General features: G+C 60.0%; 17 protein-coding genes. 5 read left to right on the top strand and 12 right to left on the bottom strand.

Translation table 11 applies throughout. The annotated features are described in order from the left end of the window. Positions 1-7 precede the first annotated feature (7 nt). Complete coding sequence (locus K9B32_RS05225) at positions 8-1036, top strand: trans-3-hydroxy-L-proline dehydratase (RefSeq protein WP_224560858.1); 1029 nt, start codon at positions 8-10, stop codon at positions 1034-1036. Between the two features lie 52 nt (positions 1037-1088). Here K9B32_RS05225 and K9B32_RS05230 read toward each other — a convergent pair whose 3' ends face one another. From K9B32_RS05230 to K9B32_RS05280, 11 genes are all read right to left on the bottom strand, one after another. Next, positions 1089-2072, bottom strand: coding sequence for an ABC transporter ATP-binding protein (locus tag K9B32_RS05230; protein ID WP_224560859.1), 984 nt, complete (start codon positions 2070-2072; stop codon positions 1089-1091). After that, the gene (locus K9B32_RS05235; RefSeq protein WP_224560860.1) at positions 2065-3072 is read right to left on the bottom strand and encodes an ABC transporter ATP-binding protein; all 1008 of its coding nucleotides are present in this window, start codon (positions 3070-3072) and stop codon (positions 2065-2067) included. Before K9B32_RS05235 ends, K9B32_RS05230 begins: the two co-directional genes overlap by 8 nt. A gap of 1 nt (position 3073) precedes the next feature. Then, the gene (locus tag K9B32_RS05240; RefSeq protein WP_224560861.1) at positions 3074-3991 is read right to left on the bottom strand and encodes an ABC transporter permease; all 918 of its coding nucleotides are present in this window, start codon (positions 3989-3991) and stop codon (positions 3074-3076) included. Further along, the gene (locus K9B32_RS05245) at positions 3988-4911 is read right to left on the bottom strand and encodes an ABC transporter permease subunit (RefSeq protein WP_007799079.1); all 924 of its coding nucleotides are present in this window, start codon (positions 4909-4911) and stop codon (positions 3988-3990) included. Before K9B32_RS05245 ends, K9B32_RS05240 begins: the two co-directional genes overlap by 4 nt. Before the next feature lie 48 nt (positions 4912-4959). Further along, complete coding sequence (locus K9B32_RS05250) at positions 4960-6540, bottom strand: peptide ABC transporter substrate-binding protein (RefSeq protein WP_224560862.1); 1581 nt, start codon at positions 6538-6540, stop codon at positions 4960-4962. A 629-nt stretch (positions 6541-7169) separates the two neighbouring features. Then, positions 7170-8399, bottom strand: coding sequence for a class I SAM-dependent methyltransferase (locus K9B32_RS05255; protein ID WP_224560863.1), 1230 nt, complete (start codon positions 8397-8399; stop codon positions 7170-7172). 4 nt (positions 8400-8403) lie between these two features. Further along, on the bottom strand, positions 8404-9474 hold the full coding sequence (rfbG, locus tag K9B32_RS05260; RefSeq protein WP_224560864.1) for a CDP-glucose 4,6-dehydratase: 1071 nt from the start codon (positions 9472-9474) through the stop codon (positions 8404-8406). Continuing rightward, complete coding sequence (gene rfbF / locus K9B32_RS05265; RefSeq protein ID WP_224560865.1) at positions 9471-10238, bottom strand: glucose-1-phosphate cytidylyltransferase; 768 nt, start codon at positions 10236-10238, stop codon at positions 9471-9473. The genes rfbG and rfbF overlap by 4 nt, the downstream gene beginning before the upstream one ends. Positions 10239-10249: 11 nt before the next feature. After that, positions 10250-11029, bottom strand: a complete 780-nt coding sequence (locus K9B32_RS05270; RefSeq protein ID WP_224560866.1) for a cephalosporin hydroxylase family protein — start codon at positions 11027-11029, stop codon at positions 10250-10252. 38 nt (positions 11030-11067) lie between these two features. Further along, positions 11068-11877 carry an NAD-dependent epimerase/dehydratase family protein gene (locus K9B32_RS05275; protein ID WP_224560867.1) on the bottom strand — a complete coding sequence of 270 codons (810 nt, stop codon included), beginning with the start codon at positions 11875-11877 and terminating at the stop codon, positions 11068-11070. Continuing rightward, the gene (locus tag K9B32_RS05280; protein WP_224560868.1) at positions 11874-12326 is read right to left on the bottom strand and encodes an acyltransferase; all 453 of its coding nucleotides are present in this window, start codon (positions 12324-12326) and stop codon (positions 11874-11876) included. The genes K9B32_RS05275 and K9B32_RS05280 overlap by 4 nt, the downstream gene beginning before the upstream one ends. 192 nt (positions 12327-12518) lie before the next feature. Here K9B32_RS05280 and K9B32_RS05285 point away from each other — a divergent pair, with 192 nt between their 5' ends. Then, entirely contained in the window at positions 12519-13049 is a 531-nt protein-coding gene (locus K9B32_RS05285) for a dTDP-4-dehydrorhamnose 3,5-epimerase family protein (RefSeq protein WP_224560869.1), read from the top strand. 99 nt (positions 13050-13148) lie between these two features. After that, the gene (locus K9B32_RS05290; protein WP_224560870.1) at positions 13149-13604 is read left to right on the top strand and encodes a GFA family protein; all 456 of its coding nucleotides are present in this window, start codon (positions 13149-13151) and stop codon (positions 13602-13604) included. Between the two features lie 63 nt (positions 13605-13667). Here the strand turns inward: K9B32_RS05290 and lepA are convergent, their stop codons facing one another. After that, positions 13668-15500 carry a translation elongation factor 4 gene (gene lepA / locus K9B32_RS05295; protein ID WP_224560871.1) on the bottom strand — a complete coding sequence of 611 codons (1833 nt, stop codon included), beginning with the start codon at positions 15498-15500 and terminating at the stop codon, positions 13668-13670. A 142-nt stretch (positions 15501-15642) separates the two neighbouring features. On the opposite strand from lepA, the gene K9B32_RS05300 reads away from it, so the two are divergent. Both K9B32_RS05300 and K9B32_RS05305 read left to right on the top strand, forming a co-directional pair. Then, positions 15643-16209 carry a helix-turn-helix domain-containing protein gene (locus K9B32_RS05300; protein WP_224560872.1) on the top strand — a complete coding sequence of 189 codons (567 nt, stop codon included), beginning with the start codon at positions 15643-15645 and terminating at the stop codon, positions 16207-16209. A 23-nt stretch (positions 16210-16232) separates the two neighbouring features. Further along, positions 16233-16751, top strand: a complete 519-nt coding sequence (locus tag K9B32_RS05305) for a GNAT family N-acetyltransferase (protein ID WP_224561295.1) — start codon at positions 16233-16235, stop codon at positions 16749-16751. Positions 16752-16754 lie beyond the last annotated feature (3 nt).

Consider the following 16754-nt stretch of genomic DNA (forward strand, 5'->3'; position numbering starts at 1 on the left):
AGGTATCATGCGCAGCACCAAGACCATCCATGTGATTTCCGCCCATGCCGAAGGCGAGGTGGGCGATGTCATCGTCGGCGGCGTCACGCCCCCTCCGGGCGAAACGATCTGGGAGCAGAGCCGCTGGATCGCCCGTGACGGGACGTTGCGCAATTTTGTGCTGAACGAACCGCGCGGCGGCGTCTTCCGTCACGTCAACCTGCTGGTGCCCCCGAAGCATCCCGATGCCGATGCCGCCTTCATCATCATGGAGCCGGAAGACACGCCGCCGATGTCCGGATCGAACTCAATCTGCGTGTCCACGGTGTTGCTGGACAGCGGCATCCTGCCGATGCAGGAGCCGGTCACTGAGATCACTCTGGAGGCCCCCGGCGGCCTTGTTCGCGTACGTGCCGAGTGCCGCAACGGCAAGGCCGAGCGGATCTTCGTACAGAACCTGCCGAGTTTCGCGGAGCGGCTGGATGCGAAGCTGGAGGTCGAGGGCCTGGGCACGTTGACCGTCGACACGGCCTATGGCGGCGACAGTTTCGTCATCGTCGATGCGGCTGCAATGGGCTTCAGCCTGTCGCCCGACGAGGCGCACGATATTGCGAAGCTCGGCGTGCGCATCACCAATGGCGCCAATGCCGCACTCGGATTTCATCACCCTGAGAATCCGGATTGGAAGCACTTTTCCTTCTGCCTCTTCGCCGGTCCCGTAGAGCGCACCGCCAAGGGCCTGCGTGCCGGCGCAGCGGTTGCGATCCAGCCCGGCAAGGTCGACCGCTCGCCGACCGGCACGGCGCTATCGGCGCGCATGGCCGTGCTGCACGCGCGCGGTCAAATGAAGCTCGAAGATCGTCTGACGGCTGTCTCGTTGATCGGCTCCACCTTCTCCGGCCGCATAATCGGCACCACGCAAGTCGGCGGCCGCCCGGCCATCCTGCCGGAAATTTCCGGCCGCGCCTGGATCACCGGCACGCATCAGCATATGCTCGACCCATCGGACCCCTGGCCGGAGGGCTATCGCCTCACCGACACCTGGGGCGCGCGCTGAACGTAAAGGGAGGCCTGCCCGACGGCGGGCCTTCTTTCCAGAACTCGCTTGCTCAACGATCCATGTGATAGCAGGCAGCGGTCTGCCCTGGCCGAACCTGCTCTGTTGGCGGCATTTCCGTGCGGCAGATATCCGTCGCCTTCCAGCAGCGCGGAGAAAACACACAGCCCGGGGGCGGATTGAGCGGCGAGGGAGGATCGCCCTGAAGCCGGATGCGCTGACGGTTCCGCGCGAGCTTCGGGTCGGGCACCGGTGCGGCCGAGAAGAGGGCCTGTGTGTAGGGGTGCGCTGGCCGGTCGAACACGGTGGCGCAATCACCGGCCTCGACCACCTTGCCGAGATAGAGCACCAGCACGTCGTCGGAGATCAGCCGGACAACCGAAAGATCGTGGCTGATGAAGATCAGCGTCAGCCCGAATTCCTTCCGGAGCTTGCGCAGGAGGGTGATCACCTGCCCCTGGATCGACACGTCGAGCGCCGAAACGGGCTCGTCGCAGATGATGAGCTTCGGTCGTGTCACGACAGCACGGGCGATGCCAATACGCTGTGCCTGGCCACCCGAGAACTCGTGCGGATAGCGGTTGATCATCTCCGGCACTAGGCCGACGGCACTCATGATTTCCCGTACGCGCGCCAGCCGCTCCGCTTTCGTGAGCTTCCGTTCGAAGACAGTGAGCGGTTCGGCAATAATGTCGCCGACGGTCATGCGCGGGTCGAGGGAGGCGATCGGATCTTGAAAGATGATCTGCATGTCGCGGCGAGCGGCACGCATTTCCTCGTCCGACAGGTCGAGTAGGTTGCGCCCCTGCCACAGGATGCGGCCCTTCTGCGACTTCAGGAGACGCAGGATCGAGCGGCCGAGTGTCGACTTGCCGCAACCGGACTCGCCGACGATGCCGAGCGTCCGGCCTTCTCTTAGGTCGAAGCTGACGTTGTTCACGGCGGTCAGCAGCGTCGGCGGTTTGAAAAAGCTCTTTGACGCTATCTCGAACTGGGTGGTGAGGTTCTCGACTCTCAAAAGCGATCGGTCAGCCATGGTTCAGAACCTCCTCACGGCGCGGGAAGGGATGAAAGCAGGCCGCGGAATGGCCTTGCGCGAGCATTTCGAGCTTCGGCGACGTGTCGATGCAATCGTTCTGCACCAGGGGACAGCGCGGCGAGAAGCTGCAGCCCTTCGGCAGGTGTTGAAGATTGGGTGGGCGGCCGGGGATGACGGCGAGCTGATCGACGTCCTGGTCGGGCCGGGGGATCGAGGCGTGCAGCGCCGCTGTATACGGATGCGCTGGTACTTCGAAGAGCTCGTCGACCGGCGCTTCCTCGACGATCCGCCCGGCATACATGACGGCCACCCGGTCCGCGAGGCCCGCAACGACGCCCAGATCATGGGTAATCATGACAAGAGCCGTGTTCATTTCCGCCGTCAGATCGTTAAAGAGATCGAGGATCTGCGCCTGGATCGTTACATCAAGCGCCGTCGTCGGTTCGTCGGCGATGAGCAGCTTCGGTTTGGTCAGCAGCGCCATGGCAATGACGATGCGCTGGCGCATGCCGCCCGAGAGTTCGTGTGGATACAGGTTGAAACGCCGCGAGGGGTCGGGAATACCAACACGCTTAAGCATGTCCAAAGCTGCGGTGGAGGCCGCCCGCGCTGTAAATCCCTGGTGGACCTCAAGCTGTTCCGTCAACTGGCGGGAAATCCGAAGCGACGGATTGAGCGCGGTCATGGGGTCCTGGAACACCATGGCCATGTCCTTACCACGGACACGGTCGAGCTCGCGTGGCTTCAGCGCCAAGACGTCCTTGCCCTCGAGCAGTGCCTGGCCGCTGGTGCGGCCGTTCTTGGCGAGCAGCCCCATGACGCCGAGGAAGGTCTGGCTCTTGCCCGATCCGGATTCGCCCACGATCGCCACGCGCTCGCCGCGCCGGATCGAAAGGTTCATGTTCGACACGGCTTTCACCTCGCCATCCGGCGTCGCAAAGGTGATCGAATAGTCTCTCAGTTCGAGAAGCGTATCGTTCTTGGTTTCTTGTTGCATCCTATCGATCCTTCGGGTCGAACGCGTCGCGCAGGCCGTCGCCGATGAAAAGCAGGCTCATCAGCAGGGCGACGAGGAAACAGGCCGGGAAGATCAAGAGCCACGGCATGCTTTCCATGGCGTCGGTGCCCTCGGCGATCAGCGTGCCGAGCGAGGTCAGCGGTTCCTGAACGCCGAAGCCAAGATAGGACAGGAAGCTCTCTGTCGCGATGATTTCGGGGACAGTCAGCGCGGCAAAGATCACGACCGGCCCGACGAGGTTCGGAATGATGTGCTTGAGGATGATCTTGAACGGCTTCTGACCGGACGCGCGGGCGGCTTCGATGAACTCGCGCTGCTTGATCGAGAGTGTTTGTCCGCGCACGATTCGCGCCATGGTCAGCCATTCCAGTGCACCGATTGCCGCAAACAGCAGGTAGACGTTGCGGCCGAACACGACCATCAGAAGGATGACGAAGAGAATGTAGGGCAGCGCATACATGATATCGACGAAACGCATCATGATCGCGTCGAGCCTGCCGCCGATGTAGCCGGAGACTGCTCCATACAGTACGCCGATCACCACTGAAACGAAGGTGGCGGTCGCCGCAACCGCCAGCGAAACACGGGTGCCGTAAAGCACGCGCGCAAGCAGGTCTCGGCCATTCGGATCGGTTCCGAAATAGTGGCCACTCTCCATGTCAGGCGGCATCCGGAAAGCCGCCCAATCCGGTTCCTCATAGTCGAACGGAATGAGGTACGGGCCCACAAACGCGGCCAGGATCAGGAGGACGAGAACAATAATGGCAACGACGGCTGCCTTGTTGCGGGAAAGACGACGCAGGGCATCGCCGGTCAGCGAGCGGCTCTTGTGGGACAGCCCTTCGGCCTCGAGAAGTTCGGCCGCGAGCAGCTCTCTCTTTGCGGGATTGAGGATCATCGATTTCTCACTTTCGGATCGAGCCACGCATAAGCGATGTCGACGAGAAGGTTCAGAAAGACGATCAGGACCATGTAGAAGATGACCGTGCCAAGAACCATGCCGTAGTCGCGGTTCAGCGCTGCGTTGACAAAATAGCGGCCGATGCCGGGCAATCCGAAGATGCTCTCGACAACCAGTGAACCAGTGAGGAGGTAACTCGCGGCCGGACCGAGATAGGAAACAACCGGCATCATGGCAGGCTTCAGCGCGTGACGCATCACGGTCAACCGCGGACCGATGCCCTTGGCCTTGGCGGTGCGGATGTAGTTCTGGTTCATCACTTCGATCATCGAGCCGCGGGTCATGCGCGAGATGCGACCCGCATGCGGCAATGCCAGCACGACGATCGGGATGACGAGGTACTTGAACGAGCCGTCACCCCATCCGCCGACAGGCAGCCAGCCGAGCCGGATGCCGAAAATCAGCTGCAGGATGGGCGCGATCAGAAAGTTCGGAAGAACCAGGCCGACGAGAATGACCAGGCCGAGGAGATAGTCAGGCGCCTTGTTCTGATAAAGCGCCCCAAGACAGCCGACGGTCACGCCGATGAGGATGGCAAGGATGAAGGCGAGGCCACCAATCGTGAACGTGTAGGGCAGGCCGATCATGATCTGCTGGGCAACGGTAAAGTCTTCGTTGGCAAATGATGGCCCAAGGTCGCCCTTCAACACGTCGAATAGGTAGATCAGGTATTGGTCGATCAGCGGCTTGTCGAGATTGTAGTGAGCCGCGAGGTTCTTCAGGATCACCGGCGGCAATGGCCGTTCGCCATCGAATGGGCCGCCGGGAGCAAGGCGCAAGACAAAGAAGCTGAGTGTAACGGCGATCCACATGACGGGGATCGTCGATAGCAGGCGACGGAGTGCGTATTTGATCATGGTCTTGGATCGGCCCTTCCCACAGCAGGCAGGAAGGGCCGGCGTTCCTTATTCTTTGATCGACAGCCAGCGCGTGCGATGGATGTCCTGAATGTTGTCTTCGAAGCCCTGAACCTTCGGCGAGACGACATTCTTCGAGACGTAGTAATACAGCGGAATGGCGGCGCTGTCGTCGAGCGCAAGCCGCTCAGCCTTCTTGAAGATCTCGGCGCGCGTCTTCAGATCGGTCTGAGCGTTGGCTTCCTTGATCAGCTTGTCATATTCCGGATTGCTCCAGCGGCCGTAGTTCATCGAGACGCCCGAAACGAGCAGGCCGAGGAAGTTGTCCGGATCGTTATAGTCCGCGATCCAGCCGGCGCGGCCGATCTCCACCTGACCATGCTGCATTTCGTCGTAATGCACCTTGGTTTCGGTGTTGTAGAGCTCGATCTGAACGCCGAGCGGCTTCCACATCGAGGCGATGGCGACCGCCACGCGCTTGTGGTTGTCGTTGGTGTTATAGCGAAGCTGTGCCTTCAGCGGGTGGTCAGGTCCGAAACCTGCTTCCTTAAGCAGCTTCTTCGCCTCTTCAACCTTCTCCTTGTATGGCATGTCCTTCCAGCTGACATAGGCTGGATCGCCGTAGTTGGCCGTGCCCGGCGGCACCCAGGAGTAAGCCGGTAGTTCGCCGGTGCCGAGAATCTTCGGACCGATCACTTCGCGGTTGACGGCCATCGAGAGGGCCTGACGGACGCGCTTGTCGTCGAATGGCGGCTTCGTGGCATTGAGGACGTAGTAGTAGCTCGCGAGGAATGGCGTGACGTGCGCCTGACCCGGCAGGTTCTTCTTCATCCACTCGTATTGATCGGTCGGGAAGTCGGTCATGATGTCGAACTCGCCGGCGCGATAGCGCTTCAGAGCCGCTTCTTGGTCTTCCAGGGTGAAGAACTTGACGCCGTCGATCTTCAGGTCCTTCTCGCCGTAGTACTGGTCGTTCTTGACGGTCGTGACGGACGCGCCCGGGATCCATTCGGTCGGCTTATACGGACCATTGGTGACGATGTTGCCGATCTTGACCCAGTCATTGCCCTTCGCCTCGACCACGTGCTTCGGCAACGGATAGGCGGTGTAGTGCATCAGCGAGTTGACGAAGTAGGGGGTCGGGTTCTCGAGCGTGATCTCGAGCGTCTTGTCATCGATCGCCTTGACGCCGAGCTGGTTGAAATCGGTGATCTCGCCCTTGTTGATCTTCTCCGCGTTCTTGATCGTGAACTGCAGATAGGCGTATTCGGCGGCATTCTTCGGATCGAGAAGGCGCTGGAAGGCGAAAACGAAGTCCCCCGCGGTCACCGGCTGGCCGTCCGACCACTTGATACCGTCGCGCAGCTTAAAGGTATAGACCTTGCCGTCCGGCGAGACAGTCCAGCTTTCGGCCTGGCCCGGGATCGGATCGTCCTTCGGGTCTTCCGTTACGAGGCCCTCGAAGATGTCGCCTGCAATGCGGTTCTCATAGTCGCTCGACAGCTTCTGGGGGTCGAGCGACTGCGGGTCGCCACCATTGTGGATATTGAGCGTCGCTGCGTGCGCCGACACGGCCAGTAGTGAGCCAAACACTGCTGAAGCCAGGAATTTTTTCGTAAGGAAGTTCATTTGGGGGCCACCTTTCTAGGCTTTGCGCCTTTTATTAGTCGTTTGTTCCCGTGACCAGTTACGTTCAGGTCAATGCGCAACCTATCGTAAAGGTCTGGCGTTGCAAGCCCCCAAATGAAACAGCGAACGACGCTTCCTGAGGCTGTAATTTTTGGTCTCCATGCCATCACCAGGCCACAGAATGGGCGATTTTTCGCAGCAGCGAGGCATTTCGATCGAATGGGCGTGTTGTGCGAGTATCAATCTTTGGTTGAATAAACTGACTATAGCCGGCTTAGCATTTCATGCCTTTGCGACGAATTGCATTGATAAATCAATGGCGAATGCGTCCATTTGGCGTCTGTTTGCGACATGTGGTCGCCATCGATTTTTGAAATGTTGCGTTGTCCCCGGCGGTCCCATGAAAGACCAGACCAAATCATGCAAAGAGACTTCAGAGAATCATGATCCGAACAAGGCCACGCTTGTCTGTGAAGCAGGCGCCGCCCGAACGATATCCGCACCTGAGCTCCACGAGTCCACGACCTCCACGTCGTTGGCGGCAGGTTTAAAAAAGCCTTCTGTAGGACAGGACGTGTGAGCCTGGAAAGTAGAGCGATGCTGGCCAGCATCGCTCTACGCCATCAATCTCAAAGAATCTGCAGCGTCGGGATCGCCACCACGAAACGTCCGTCCCATGCTCGGATGTAGTCGTTCGATCTGACGATCTCTTCTGTAAGATTCCAGGGCAGGATAACGAGATAGTCCGGCTTCGCGACTTCGATATGCCTCGGCGCATAGACAGGAATATGGCTTCCCGGCAACAACCTGCCCTGCTTGATGTCGCTGCGATCGACGACAAAGGCGATGTCGTCGGCGCTGACGCCGCAGACGTTCAGGAACGTGTTGCCCTTGGCCGCAGCGCCATAGGCGGCGACCGTTTTGCCTTCGGCCTTCGCACGACGAAGGAAGTCTTTGAACGCCTCGCACACACCCTCGATCCGGGTACCAAACCGTTCGTAGGTCGCCATCTCCTTGAGGCCGAAAGCCTCTTCCTTTGCACGGAGCGCAAGCAGCCTGTCCGTCACAGCGCGGGTGCCTTCCGCCTTTTGAGCGAAGATGCGCAGCGAACCGCCATGCGTCGGAATTTCCTCGACATCGAAGACCTTCAGCCCGCAGGCGCCGAAAATGCGCTCGACCGCGAGCAGCGACATGTACGAGTAATGTTCGTGATAGATCGTGTCGAATTGGATGCCATCGATCATCGTCAGAAGATGCGGGAACTCGAATGTCGAGACGCCGTCCGGCTTCAATAGGATCGCAAAACCACTGACGAAATCGGCGATATCAGGCACGTGCGCGAGGACATTATTGGCGGCCGTCACGTCGGCGCGTACGCCACCCTCGACCAGCGCCTTAGCGGTTTCCCTGCCGAAGAAGGCCACCTTGGTCGCCACGCCGCGGGCTTCCGCGATCTTCGCGGCGTTGGCGGCTGGCTCCACGCCGAGCACCGAGATGCCTTTGGCTGCGAAATATTGCAGGAGATAGCCGTCATTCGACGCGACCTCGACCACTGTCGAATCCGCCGAAAGTCCGAAGCGCTCCGTCATCATCTCGGCATAGCGCTTGGCATGCTCAAGCCAGCTGGTCGAGAACGAAGAGAGGTAAGCGTAGTCGGCGTTGAAGATTTCGTCCGCCGGCACGTTCTCGGTCGTCTGGACCAGAAAGCACTCCGAGCAGACCATGACCTTCAACGGGAACGCGCGTTCTTTGGCGATCGCTGCCGCGTCCGGCAGAAAGGAATTGGACCACGGTGTCGATCCAAGATCCGCGACAACGGTCGTCAGCGGCGCTGAGCAGAAACGGCATTGGTGAGACATGTGGTTAGGAGCCTTTCGTGAAAGCATCAATCTGGCCCGCGACGAGCGAGAACGGGTCTTCGCCCCGGCGCCATTGATCGTACCAGCGTGCAGCCCAGTCTATCGCTTCGGCTTGGCTCAACCTTGCCCGCCACGCAAGGCAGCGATAGGCTTCGGCAGGATCGAGACCAAGCGCATGCATCTCTCGCGGCTTGTCTGACGCCGAGGTGTCCTGCCAGCTCTGTCCGAGCCCCATGGCTGCTTGGACCGATGAGGCGACAACGCCGACGGGGATTTGAGCTTCGTCGGGTGATGGGCCGAAATTCAGCGCGTTTGCCGATGCCGTGCCGGCATACAGGGTCTCGCAGAACAGGAAATAGCCGTTTAGGCAATCGAGCACATGCTGCCATGGGCGCGTTGCAAGCGGGCTGCGGATATCAAGAATCTGTCCGGCAATGGCGGCGCGGACGATGTCGGGAACCAGGCGGTTCTCCGAGAAGTCGCCGCCGCCGAGCACGTTTCCGCCGCGTGCCGTGCCGACATGCACTCCCTTCTGGTGGAAAAAGGAATCCCGATAGGTCGCGGTAGCGATCTCGGCTGCGGCCTTCGAGCCGGAGTAGGGGTCATGCCCGCCAAGTCGATCCGTTTCGACGAAATGCCGTCCGCTTTCGTCGTTACTGTAGACCTTGTCGGTCGTCACGACGAGGATGGCCCTAAGCGCCTCTAGCGGACGCGCTGCCTCTAGCAGGCGTATCGTTCCCATGACGTTGACATCGAACGTATCAACCGGCTCGCGATAGCTGCGTCGCACCAGCGGCTGCGCTGCCATATGCAGGATGATATCGGGATTGCACTCGCTAAGCGCCTCCGTGAGCCTCGTTCCGTTGCGAATATCGCCGATCGTTTCGGCAGCCAGTCCGGCGGGGCCTGCGAGTGCATGCAGCGACGGTGTCGCCGCCGGCGCGAGCGCATAGCCTGTTACCTCAGCGCCAAGCCGTGCAAGCCATATCCGCGCCCACGTCCCCTTGAAGCCGGTATGGCCTGTCAGGAAGACGCGCTTGCCTGACCAGAAACGCTGATCCGGCAGCCGGCTCATGACCAGACTTTCCACGGCGCATGGCCGCTCTGCCAGAGCTCCTCGAGCTGGTTCTTGTCCCGCAGCGTATCCATTGGGCGCCAGAAGCCGTCATGCGGGAAGGCCATCAACTGGCCGTCGCTGGCAAGTCCTTCAAGCGGCGCACCCTCAAACGGAATGAGATCTCCCTCGATGCGATCGAGCACCGTGCGGTTGAGCACGAAGAAACCGCCATTGATGCGTCCGTTGTCGCCTGCTGGCTTCTCGGTGAAGCTCTTGACCTGCCCGCCCTCCGTCAGCAGCGCGCCATAGCGTCCGGGGGGCACGACGCTGGTTACCGTTGCCTCGCGTCCGTGGCTTCGGTGGAATTCGGTCAGCGCCATGATGTCGACATCGGCAACGCCGTCGCCATAAGTCAGACAAAACGTATCATCGAGATAGTTGGCGACACGTTTCAGGCGTCCGCCGGTCATCGAACCCTCGCCTGTTTCCACAAGCGTCACGCGCCAAGGCTCGGCCTTGGTGGCGTGATAGGTGGTCTCGCCGCGCTCCATGTCGAAGGTCACGTCCGCCGAATGCAGGATGTAGTTGGCGAAGTATTCCTTGATCATGTAGCCGCGATAGCCAAGGCAGATCACGAAGTCGTTGAAGCCGAAATGGCTGTAGATCTTCATGATGTGCCAAAGAATCGGTCGCCCCCCGATCTCGATCATCGGCTTCGGCCGCAGGTGGCTCTCTTCGGAAATGCGGGTACCGTATCCACCCGCGAGAATGACGATCTTCATAGCAGTGTTACCTAGGCTCGACGCCGAAGAAAACCATCCGGCGCGACAGTTACCATCAGTTTGCTTTCGAAGTCGCGATCGATCTCGAATTCCGAGTGCGACTTGAGATAGGTGTGTACAGCCGTTTTCGGATTATCGCCGACGTTCCAAGGACGATCGGCAAAAAAGCCTGGCGGGAGATCTTCGACGAAGGTATCGAAAACGACACAGTAGCAGTCGGGGGTAACGAGCGGTGCGTAGGCTTCGAGTTCCGCCAGAACATGCTCATGGGTGTGCATCGAATCGAGGCAGACCATTACGCGTTCGTAGCCGCGTGCCATCGACTTGACCTGATCGACGACGTCACGGGCAATCGACGAGCCCTGCAGCATCGAAATTCTGCTGGACATCGGATGAGCTTCGATCGCCGCCCGGTTATGGGCACGGATGTCGATATCGATGCCGACGACCTTCCGCTTTGATACCCTCGGGTCGATCGTAGCTCCCACGGCGATCGCGTCACACATGTCAAGCATTGCAAGGAGCGAAGCACTCAGAACCAGCGAGCCGCCATGCGCAATGCCAGTTTCGATGATGAGGTCTGGCCGCGTGCGCCAGACCAACTCTTGCACTGCCTGGATATCCTGCGGGTACTGGATGATCGGGCGGCCCAACCAATCGAAGTTATAGACATAACGCTTATCCATAGACAGTTCGCGCCAATGGCGGGATGCCTTCTGGAAGTCGACGTCTGCGTTGTAGGTGGCAGCTGTTGCTGCTCGCTCGTCCATGAATTGCTTGATGGGATCCATATGAAATCCTCTGTTGCCGCCGTGTTCGTGCGCGGATCCTAAAATGTTGCGGACGAATGTTCCAGAATCGTCGAAATCCGCTGCAACACGGGTTGTGGGTGAAAGTCAAACTCCTCGCGTATGCGACTCGTAGCAATTGGCGGGAAGCTGCTCATGGGAGCGTTGTCGTCTACCGAAAAAGAGCAACCGGTTTGTGTCGAGATTGCTGAGATCCATTGCGCGTGACTGATCTGCATGCCACTTGCGACATTGTAGATCTTGTGCCGCCCTGCCAGGCTGATGCGGTGCAATAGAGCCGCAACATCGTCTATCCAGATGTAGTCTTTGGAGGAGTTGAGGTCGGTTTTGAGTTGGATATGGCCACGTGCTCCTTCGCGGCACAAAGCGCCTGCGAAGCTCTCTGTCGCTGCAGTTTGCGGCCCCACCACATTGGATAGCCGTGCGATCCGAACGTTGGTTCGTCCGCTGGCCAAGCATACCGCCTCACCGGCCAGCTTCGAAATGTTGTAAAGGTCGGATGGATCCTCGGGCAAAACTGAAAGCGACCTATCCTCTGATGTATCCGAACTGCGGACGTAAACGCGCGTAGAGGAAAGATAAAGGAATGACTTGAAGTCCGCCTGCCTGAGGAGGTCCGCTGCGACGCTGACATGCGCTTCAATTGTGTCAAACGGCCGCTCTCGAAAATCCGCCGTTAGGCCGATAGCGTAGATAACGTGCGCCCCATTGCAGGCATCCACCAGGGACTGGGAGCGATCGGGCACGAAAGCAGTATGCCCCAATCCTGTGAGGTAGCGCGCCACGTGGCTGCCGACAAAGCCAGTTCCTCCCAGAATGGTAAAGTTCAATTTCGCTGCCCCACGACCTTCAACGGATTGCCCGCGCAAACGGTAAAAGGCGCCACTTCGCCGCGAACCAATGATCCGGCCGCGATCACACAGCCTTGACGCAAGATCGCTCCATCCAGGACAACGCAGTTTGCGCCAATCCAGACATCATCCTCGACAATGATACCTCCCCGGCTTGGCAGAAATCCCTGTTCCCGAATCAGTTTCCCGCTATCCTTATAGGCATGGTTGACGGGCGCAAACGTGCAGTTAGCGGCGATAAGAACATTGTCTGAAATCGAGATGCCGTTACCGGTGTAGAACACGCAACCGCTATTGACGTAGGAGAAACGTCCGATCTGGAGATCTCCCGCTCCACCGGCCGGCTTGATCTTGACGAAGCTGTCGATCATCGATCCTTCACCGATGGAAATCGAAGTTCCTCGTGTTGAATCCTCGATATCGGCCAAGGCACTTATCCGTGCCGTGGGATGGATAGTGATCACAGCGTTTCTCGTTCTCGATTCGCGCAGGGGACTGCTCGCTTATACAGATGTGCGTAGCCAACTCAATGGCCTGAGGCGAACTTGGTGTACGTCTTGAATTGCCGGCGCTATGGAGTATGACGCTAGATAGCGTGCTTGCTTCTCGATCGCGAACAGATGTCCCGTTTCACCCGCATCCCCACTGCCCTCAGCAACCTCGTCGTCATCGAGCGCCAGCGCCTCGGCGATGAGCGCGGCTTCTTCTCGCGCTTCTTCTGCACTGCGGAGCTTTCCGATTTCGGCGTCGGCTGCATCGCGCAGATCAATCACACGATGACACAGGCAAAGGGGGCCATTCGCGGGATGCATTTCCAGCAGGCCCCGCACGACGAGGCGAAATTCGTCTCCTGCCTCGCCGGCGCCGTGTTCGATGCGGCTGTCGATCTGAGGCCGGGTTCGCCGACCTATCTCCAATGGCATGGTGAGGTTCTCTCCGCCGAGAACGCTCGTTCGATGATGATCCCGCCGGGTTTTGCCCATGGTTTCCAGACGCTGACGGAAAACTGCGAGTTGATCTACCTGCACGACAAGCCTTACGCGCCGGGGGCCGAAGGCGGGGTCAACGCGCTCGATCCCAAAATCGCGATCGCCTGGCCACTGCCCGTCGCGCAGATGTCCGAGCGGGATCGCAACTTCCCGATGCTCTAGGAAGCGCTGCGGCTGTCGGTATACGTTTGCCGTTCGCGGCGGTTAGGTTTGACGCCGGACTGCCTGCCGCTAGATTGAACATGACGAAAGGAGGACGTGATGAGCGAAGTCAATCTGCCTTGGGAGGGCGGCTGCCGATGCGGCCGCGTGCGACTGAAGATTAGCACCAAGCCGCTGCTGACCATGGCCTGCCATTGCACGGGCTGCCAGAAGATGTCGTCGAGCGCCTATTCGCTGAGCGCCGCGATCCCGGCGGAAGGTTTTGCGATCACGGAAGGGGAGCCCGTGATCGGCGGTCTGCACGGTGCCGAGGCGCATCACTATTTCTGTGGTCACTGCATGACGTGGATGTTCACACGGCCGGAGGGAATGGATTGGTTCGTCAACCTTCGTCCGACGATGCTGGACGATCCGCGCTGGTTCAAACCGTTTATCGAAACCTGGACGCGCGAAAAGTTGCCCTTCGCCGAAACCGGCGCGGTCCGCAGCTATGAGGCGCTACCTGAGATGGACGCCTATGAAGGACTGGTGAAGGAGTACATGGCCTGCAGCTAAGGCAAGGCGGGATCATGTAGCAGCCCGGCCATGCGTCGCGCCGGCCGGGCTGAAAATGGTTCCTTACTCGTCGCCCATCTTGAGGGCAGCGATAAAGGCCTCCTGCGGGATCTCCACCTTGCCGAACTGGCGCATGCGCTTCTTTCCTTCCTTCTGTTTTTCCAGAAGTTTGCGCTTGCGGGTGGCGTCGCCGCCGTAGCACTTCGCCGTCACGTCCTTGCGCAGCGCCGAGATGGTCTCGCGGGCAATGACGTTGCCGCCGATCGCTGCCTGGATCGGGATCTTGAACATGTGCTTTGGGATCAGCTCCTTCAGCCGCTCGCACATATCGCGGCCACGCTTTTCGGCGGCGGCGCGGTGTACCAGCATCGAGAGAGCATCGACCGGCTCGCCGTTGACGAGGATCGACATCTTTACGAGGTTGCCGGCGCGATAGCCTTCGAGGTGATAGTCGAAGGACGCGTAGCCCTTCGAAATCGACTTCAGACGGTCGTAGAAGTCGAAGACGACTTCGTTGAGCGGCAGCTCGTAGGTCACCATCGCGCGGGTGCCGACATAAGTGAGTTCGGTCTGGATGCCGCGGCGATCCTGGCAGAGCTTGAGGATGCCGCCGAGATAGTCGTCGGGCGTCATGATCGTCGCCTTGATCCAGGGTTCGCGAATCTCGTCAATCTTGACGACGTCGGGCATGTCGGCCGGGTTGTGCAGCTCGCGCTCGGTGCCGTCCGTCATCGTCAGCTGGTACACGACCGAAGGTGCGGTGGCGATCAGGTCGAGATTGAATTCACGTTCAAGGCGTTCCTGGATGATTTCGAGGTGCAGCAGGCCGAGGAAGCCGCAGCGGAAACCGAAGCCGAGGGCAGCCGACGATTCCATCTCGAAAGAGAAGGAGGCGTCGTTGAGGCGAAGCTTGCCCATGGCCGCACGGAGATCCTCGAAATCGGCCGCATCGACCGGGAAGAGGCCGCAGAAAACCACCGGCTGTGCCGGCTTGAAGCCGGGCAGGGCTTCGGCGGTCGGGCGCTTGTCCTCGGTGATTGTATCGCCGACGCGGGTATCGGCGACTTCCTTGATCGAGGCGGTGATGAAGCCGATCTCGCCGGGGCCGAGGCTGTCGGCATTGACCATCTTCGGCGTCAGTACGCCGACGCGCTCCACCTGGTACTTGGCATCCGTGCCCATCATGCGGATCGTCTGGCCCTTGGTCAGCACGCCGTCGATGACGCGGACAAGAACCATGACGCCGAGATAGGTGTCGTACCAACTGTCGACGAGCAATGCCTTCAGCGGCGCCTTTTCGCCGCCGGGGCTCTTTGGCGCCGGCAGCTTCTGCACGATCGCTTCCAAAACGTCGGGGATGCCGAGGCCGGTCTTCGCCGAAATAAGCACTGCTTCGGAGGCATCGATGCCGATCACTTCCTCGATCTGCTCCTTGATGCGGTCAGGCTCGGCCGCCGGCAGATCGATTTTGTTGAGGACGGTGACCAGCTCATGGTTGTTGTCGATCGCCTGGTAGACGTTCGCAAGCGTCTGCGCCTCGACCCCTTGGCTGGCATCGACGACGAGCAGCGAGCCTTCGCAGGCAGAGAGTGAACGGGAGACTTCGTAGGCGAAGTCGACGTGGCCGGGTGTGTCGATCAGGTTCAGGATATAGGTTTCGCCATCCTTGGCCTTGTAGTGCAGGCGCACCGTCTGGGCCTTGATGGTGATGCCGCGCTCACGCTCGATATCCATGTTGTCAAGCACCTGCTCGGACATCTCGCGTTCGGCCAGGCCGCCGGTCGATTGGATCAGGCGGTCGGCAAGCGTCGATTTGCCGTGGTCGATGTGGGCCACGATCGAGAAGTTGCGGATATGGGAAAGCGGAGTCGTCGGATTGGTGCTCATGCGCGCCATATAGCAGCGCCGCCCCTTGCCGCAAAGCGGAAAAGCAGGGGTTCGTTTACGATAAATGACTGTTTCTCGGACGGAAACGTAGCGCTTGATTCCACCATCAGACTATGCATTTCTATTATAGTGGAGAAAATGGAATCGGGTGATGGATCAGGGACTGGAAACGGCGATCGGCGTTCGCATCCGCAAGCTGCGAGTGCAAAAGAAGCTGACGCTGGATGATCTCGCCAACGAGTCGGGCGTCAGCCGCGCAATGATCTCGCGTATCGAGCGCGGCGAGGCGAGCCCGACCGCGTCGCTGCTGGCACGGGTCTGCGCAGCACTGGGTCTATCGCTTTCCGCCTTCTTCGCAGAGGAGGGCGAGGTTTCGCCGCTGTCGCGCCGGCAGGAACAGCAGGTCTGGCGGGATCCGGAGACGGGTTATCTCAGACGCTCCGTCTCGCCGCCGGGAACCGCCTCGGACGTCGATATCGTCGACGTCGAATTTCCAGCCGGTGCCCGCGTCACTTTCCCGCCGCATGCGGCCAGCAGCGGCATGATGCAGCATATCTGGCTGTTTGATGGCGAAATGGAGATGACGACAGGCGAAACGGTCTACCGTCTCCTGCCTGGCGACTGCCTGTTCATGCCGGTCAGCGAAGGCCATGTTTTTCATAATCCTGGCCCCATTCCCGCCCGCTATTGCGTCGTGCTCGACCGGCGCGGGCGCTAATTCATTTCAGGAGAAAAGTGATGATGGCAACGATCCGCCTTCTTGATGCGGCAGAAGCCCGCGCGGCGATCCCCGACCTCTGCGAGGTGCTGGCCGACTGCGTAAGCGATGGCGCCTCGGTCGGCTTCATGCAGCCCTACACCAATGCCGATGCCGAGCCTTATTGGCAGGGCGTCGCGGATGCTGTTGCATCAGGCGCGACGCTGCTTTTCGTGGCCGAGATCGACGGCAGGGCCGTCGGCACGGTGCAGGTCGGCGCGGCGCAGATGCCGAACCAGCCGCATCGCGGCGATCTGAAGAAGCTGCTGGTGCATCGCTCCGCTCGCGGTAAGGGACTTGCGCGCCTGCTGATGGAGGCTGCGGAACGAGAAGCCGCCGTGCGCGGCAAGACGCTTCTCGTGCTTGATACAGCAACCGGCAGCGATGCCGAGGCCATCTATCCGCGACTGGGCTGGGAGCGGGTCGGTGTCATCCCGGATTATGCGTTGTGGCCGGAGGGCGGCCTCTGCGCTACCACGCTTTTCTACAAGCGTGTTGCTTGAAAT

This window comes from Rhizobium sp. 3T7 (assembly GCF_020166565.1).
Taxonomy (GTDB): domain Bacteria; phylum Pseudomonadota; class Alphaproteobacteria; order Rhizobiales; family Rhizobiaceae; genus Rhizobium.

Coding starts and splice junctions, on each gene's coding strand:
- K9B32_RS05225 (WP_224560858.1), top strand. CDS start 8: ATGCGCAGCACCAAGACCATCCATGTGATTTCCGCCCATGCCGAAGGC.
- K9B32_RS05230 (WP_224560859.1), bottom strand. CDS start 2,072: ATGGCTGACCGATCGCTTTTGAGAGTCGAGAACCTCACCACCCAGTTC.
- K9B32_RS05235 (WP_224560860.1), bottom strand. CDS start 3,072: ATGCAACAAGAAACCAAGAACGATACGCTTCTCGAACTGAGAGACTAT.
- K9B32_RS05240 (WP_224560861.1), bottom strand. CDS start 3,991: ATGATCCTCAATCCCGCAAAGAGAGAGCTGCTCGCGGCCGAACTTCTC.
- K9B32_RS05245 (WP_007799079.1), bottom strand. CDS start 4,911: ATGATCAAATACGCACTCCGTCGCCTGCTATCGACGATCCCCGTCATG.
- K9B32_RS05250 (WP_224560862.1), bottom strand. CDS start 6,540: ATGAACTTCCTTACGAAAAAATTCCTGGCTTCAGCAGTGTTTGGCTCA.
- K9B32_RS05255 (WP_224560863.1), bottom strand. CDS start 8,399: ATGTCTCACCAATGCCGTTTCTGCTCAGCGCCGCTGACGACCGTTGTC.
- rfbG (WP_224560864.1), bottom strand. CDS start 9,474: ATGAGCCGGCTGCCGGATCAGCGTTTCTGGTCAGGCAAGCGCGTCTTC.
- rfbF (WP_224560865.1), bottom strand. CDS start 10,238: ATGAAGATCGTCATTCTCGCGGGTGGATACGGTACCCGCATTTCCGAA.
- K9B32_RS05270 (WP_224560866.1), bottom strand. CDS start 11,029: ATGGATCCCATCAAGCAATTCATGGACGAGCGAGCAGCAACAGCTGCC.
- K9B32_RS05285 (WP_224560869.1), top strand. CDS start 12,519: ATGTCCCGTTTCACCCGCATCCCCACTGCCCTCAGCAACCTCGTCGTC.
- K9B32_RS05290 (WP_224560870.1), top strand. CDS start 13,149: ATGAGCGAAGTCAATCTGCCTTGGGAGGGCGGCTGCCGATGCGGCCGC.
- lepA (WP_224560871.1), bottom strand. CDS start 15,500: ATGGCGCGCATGAGCACCAATCCGACGACTCCGCTTTCCCATATCCGC.
- K9B32_RS05300 (WP_224560872.1), top strand. CDS start 15,643: ATGGATCAGGGACTGGAAACGGCGATCGGCGTTCGCATCCGCAAGCTG.
- K9B32_RS05305 (WP_224561295.1), top strand. CDS start 16,233: ATGGCAACGATCCGCCTTCTTGATGCGGCAGAAGCCCGCGCGGCGATC.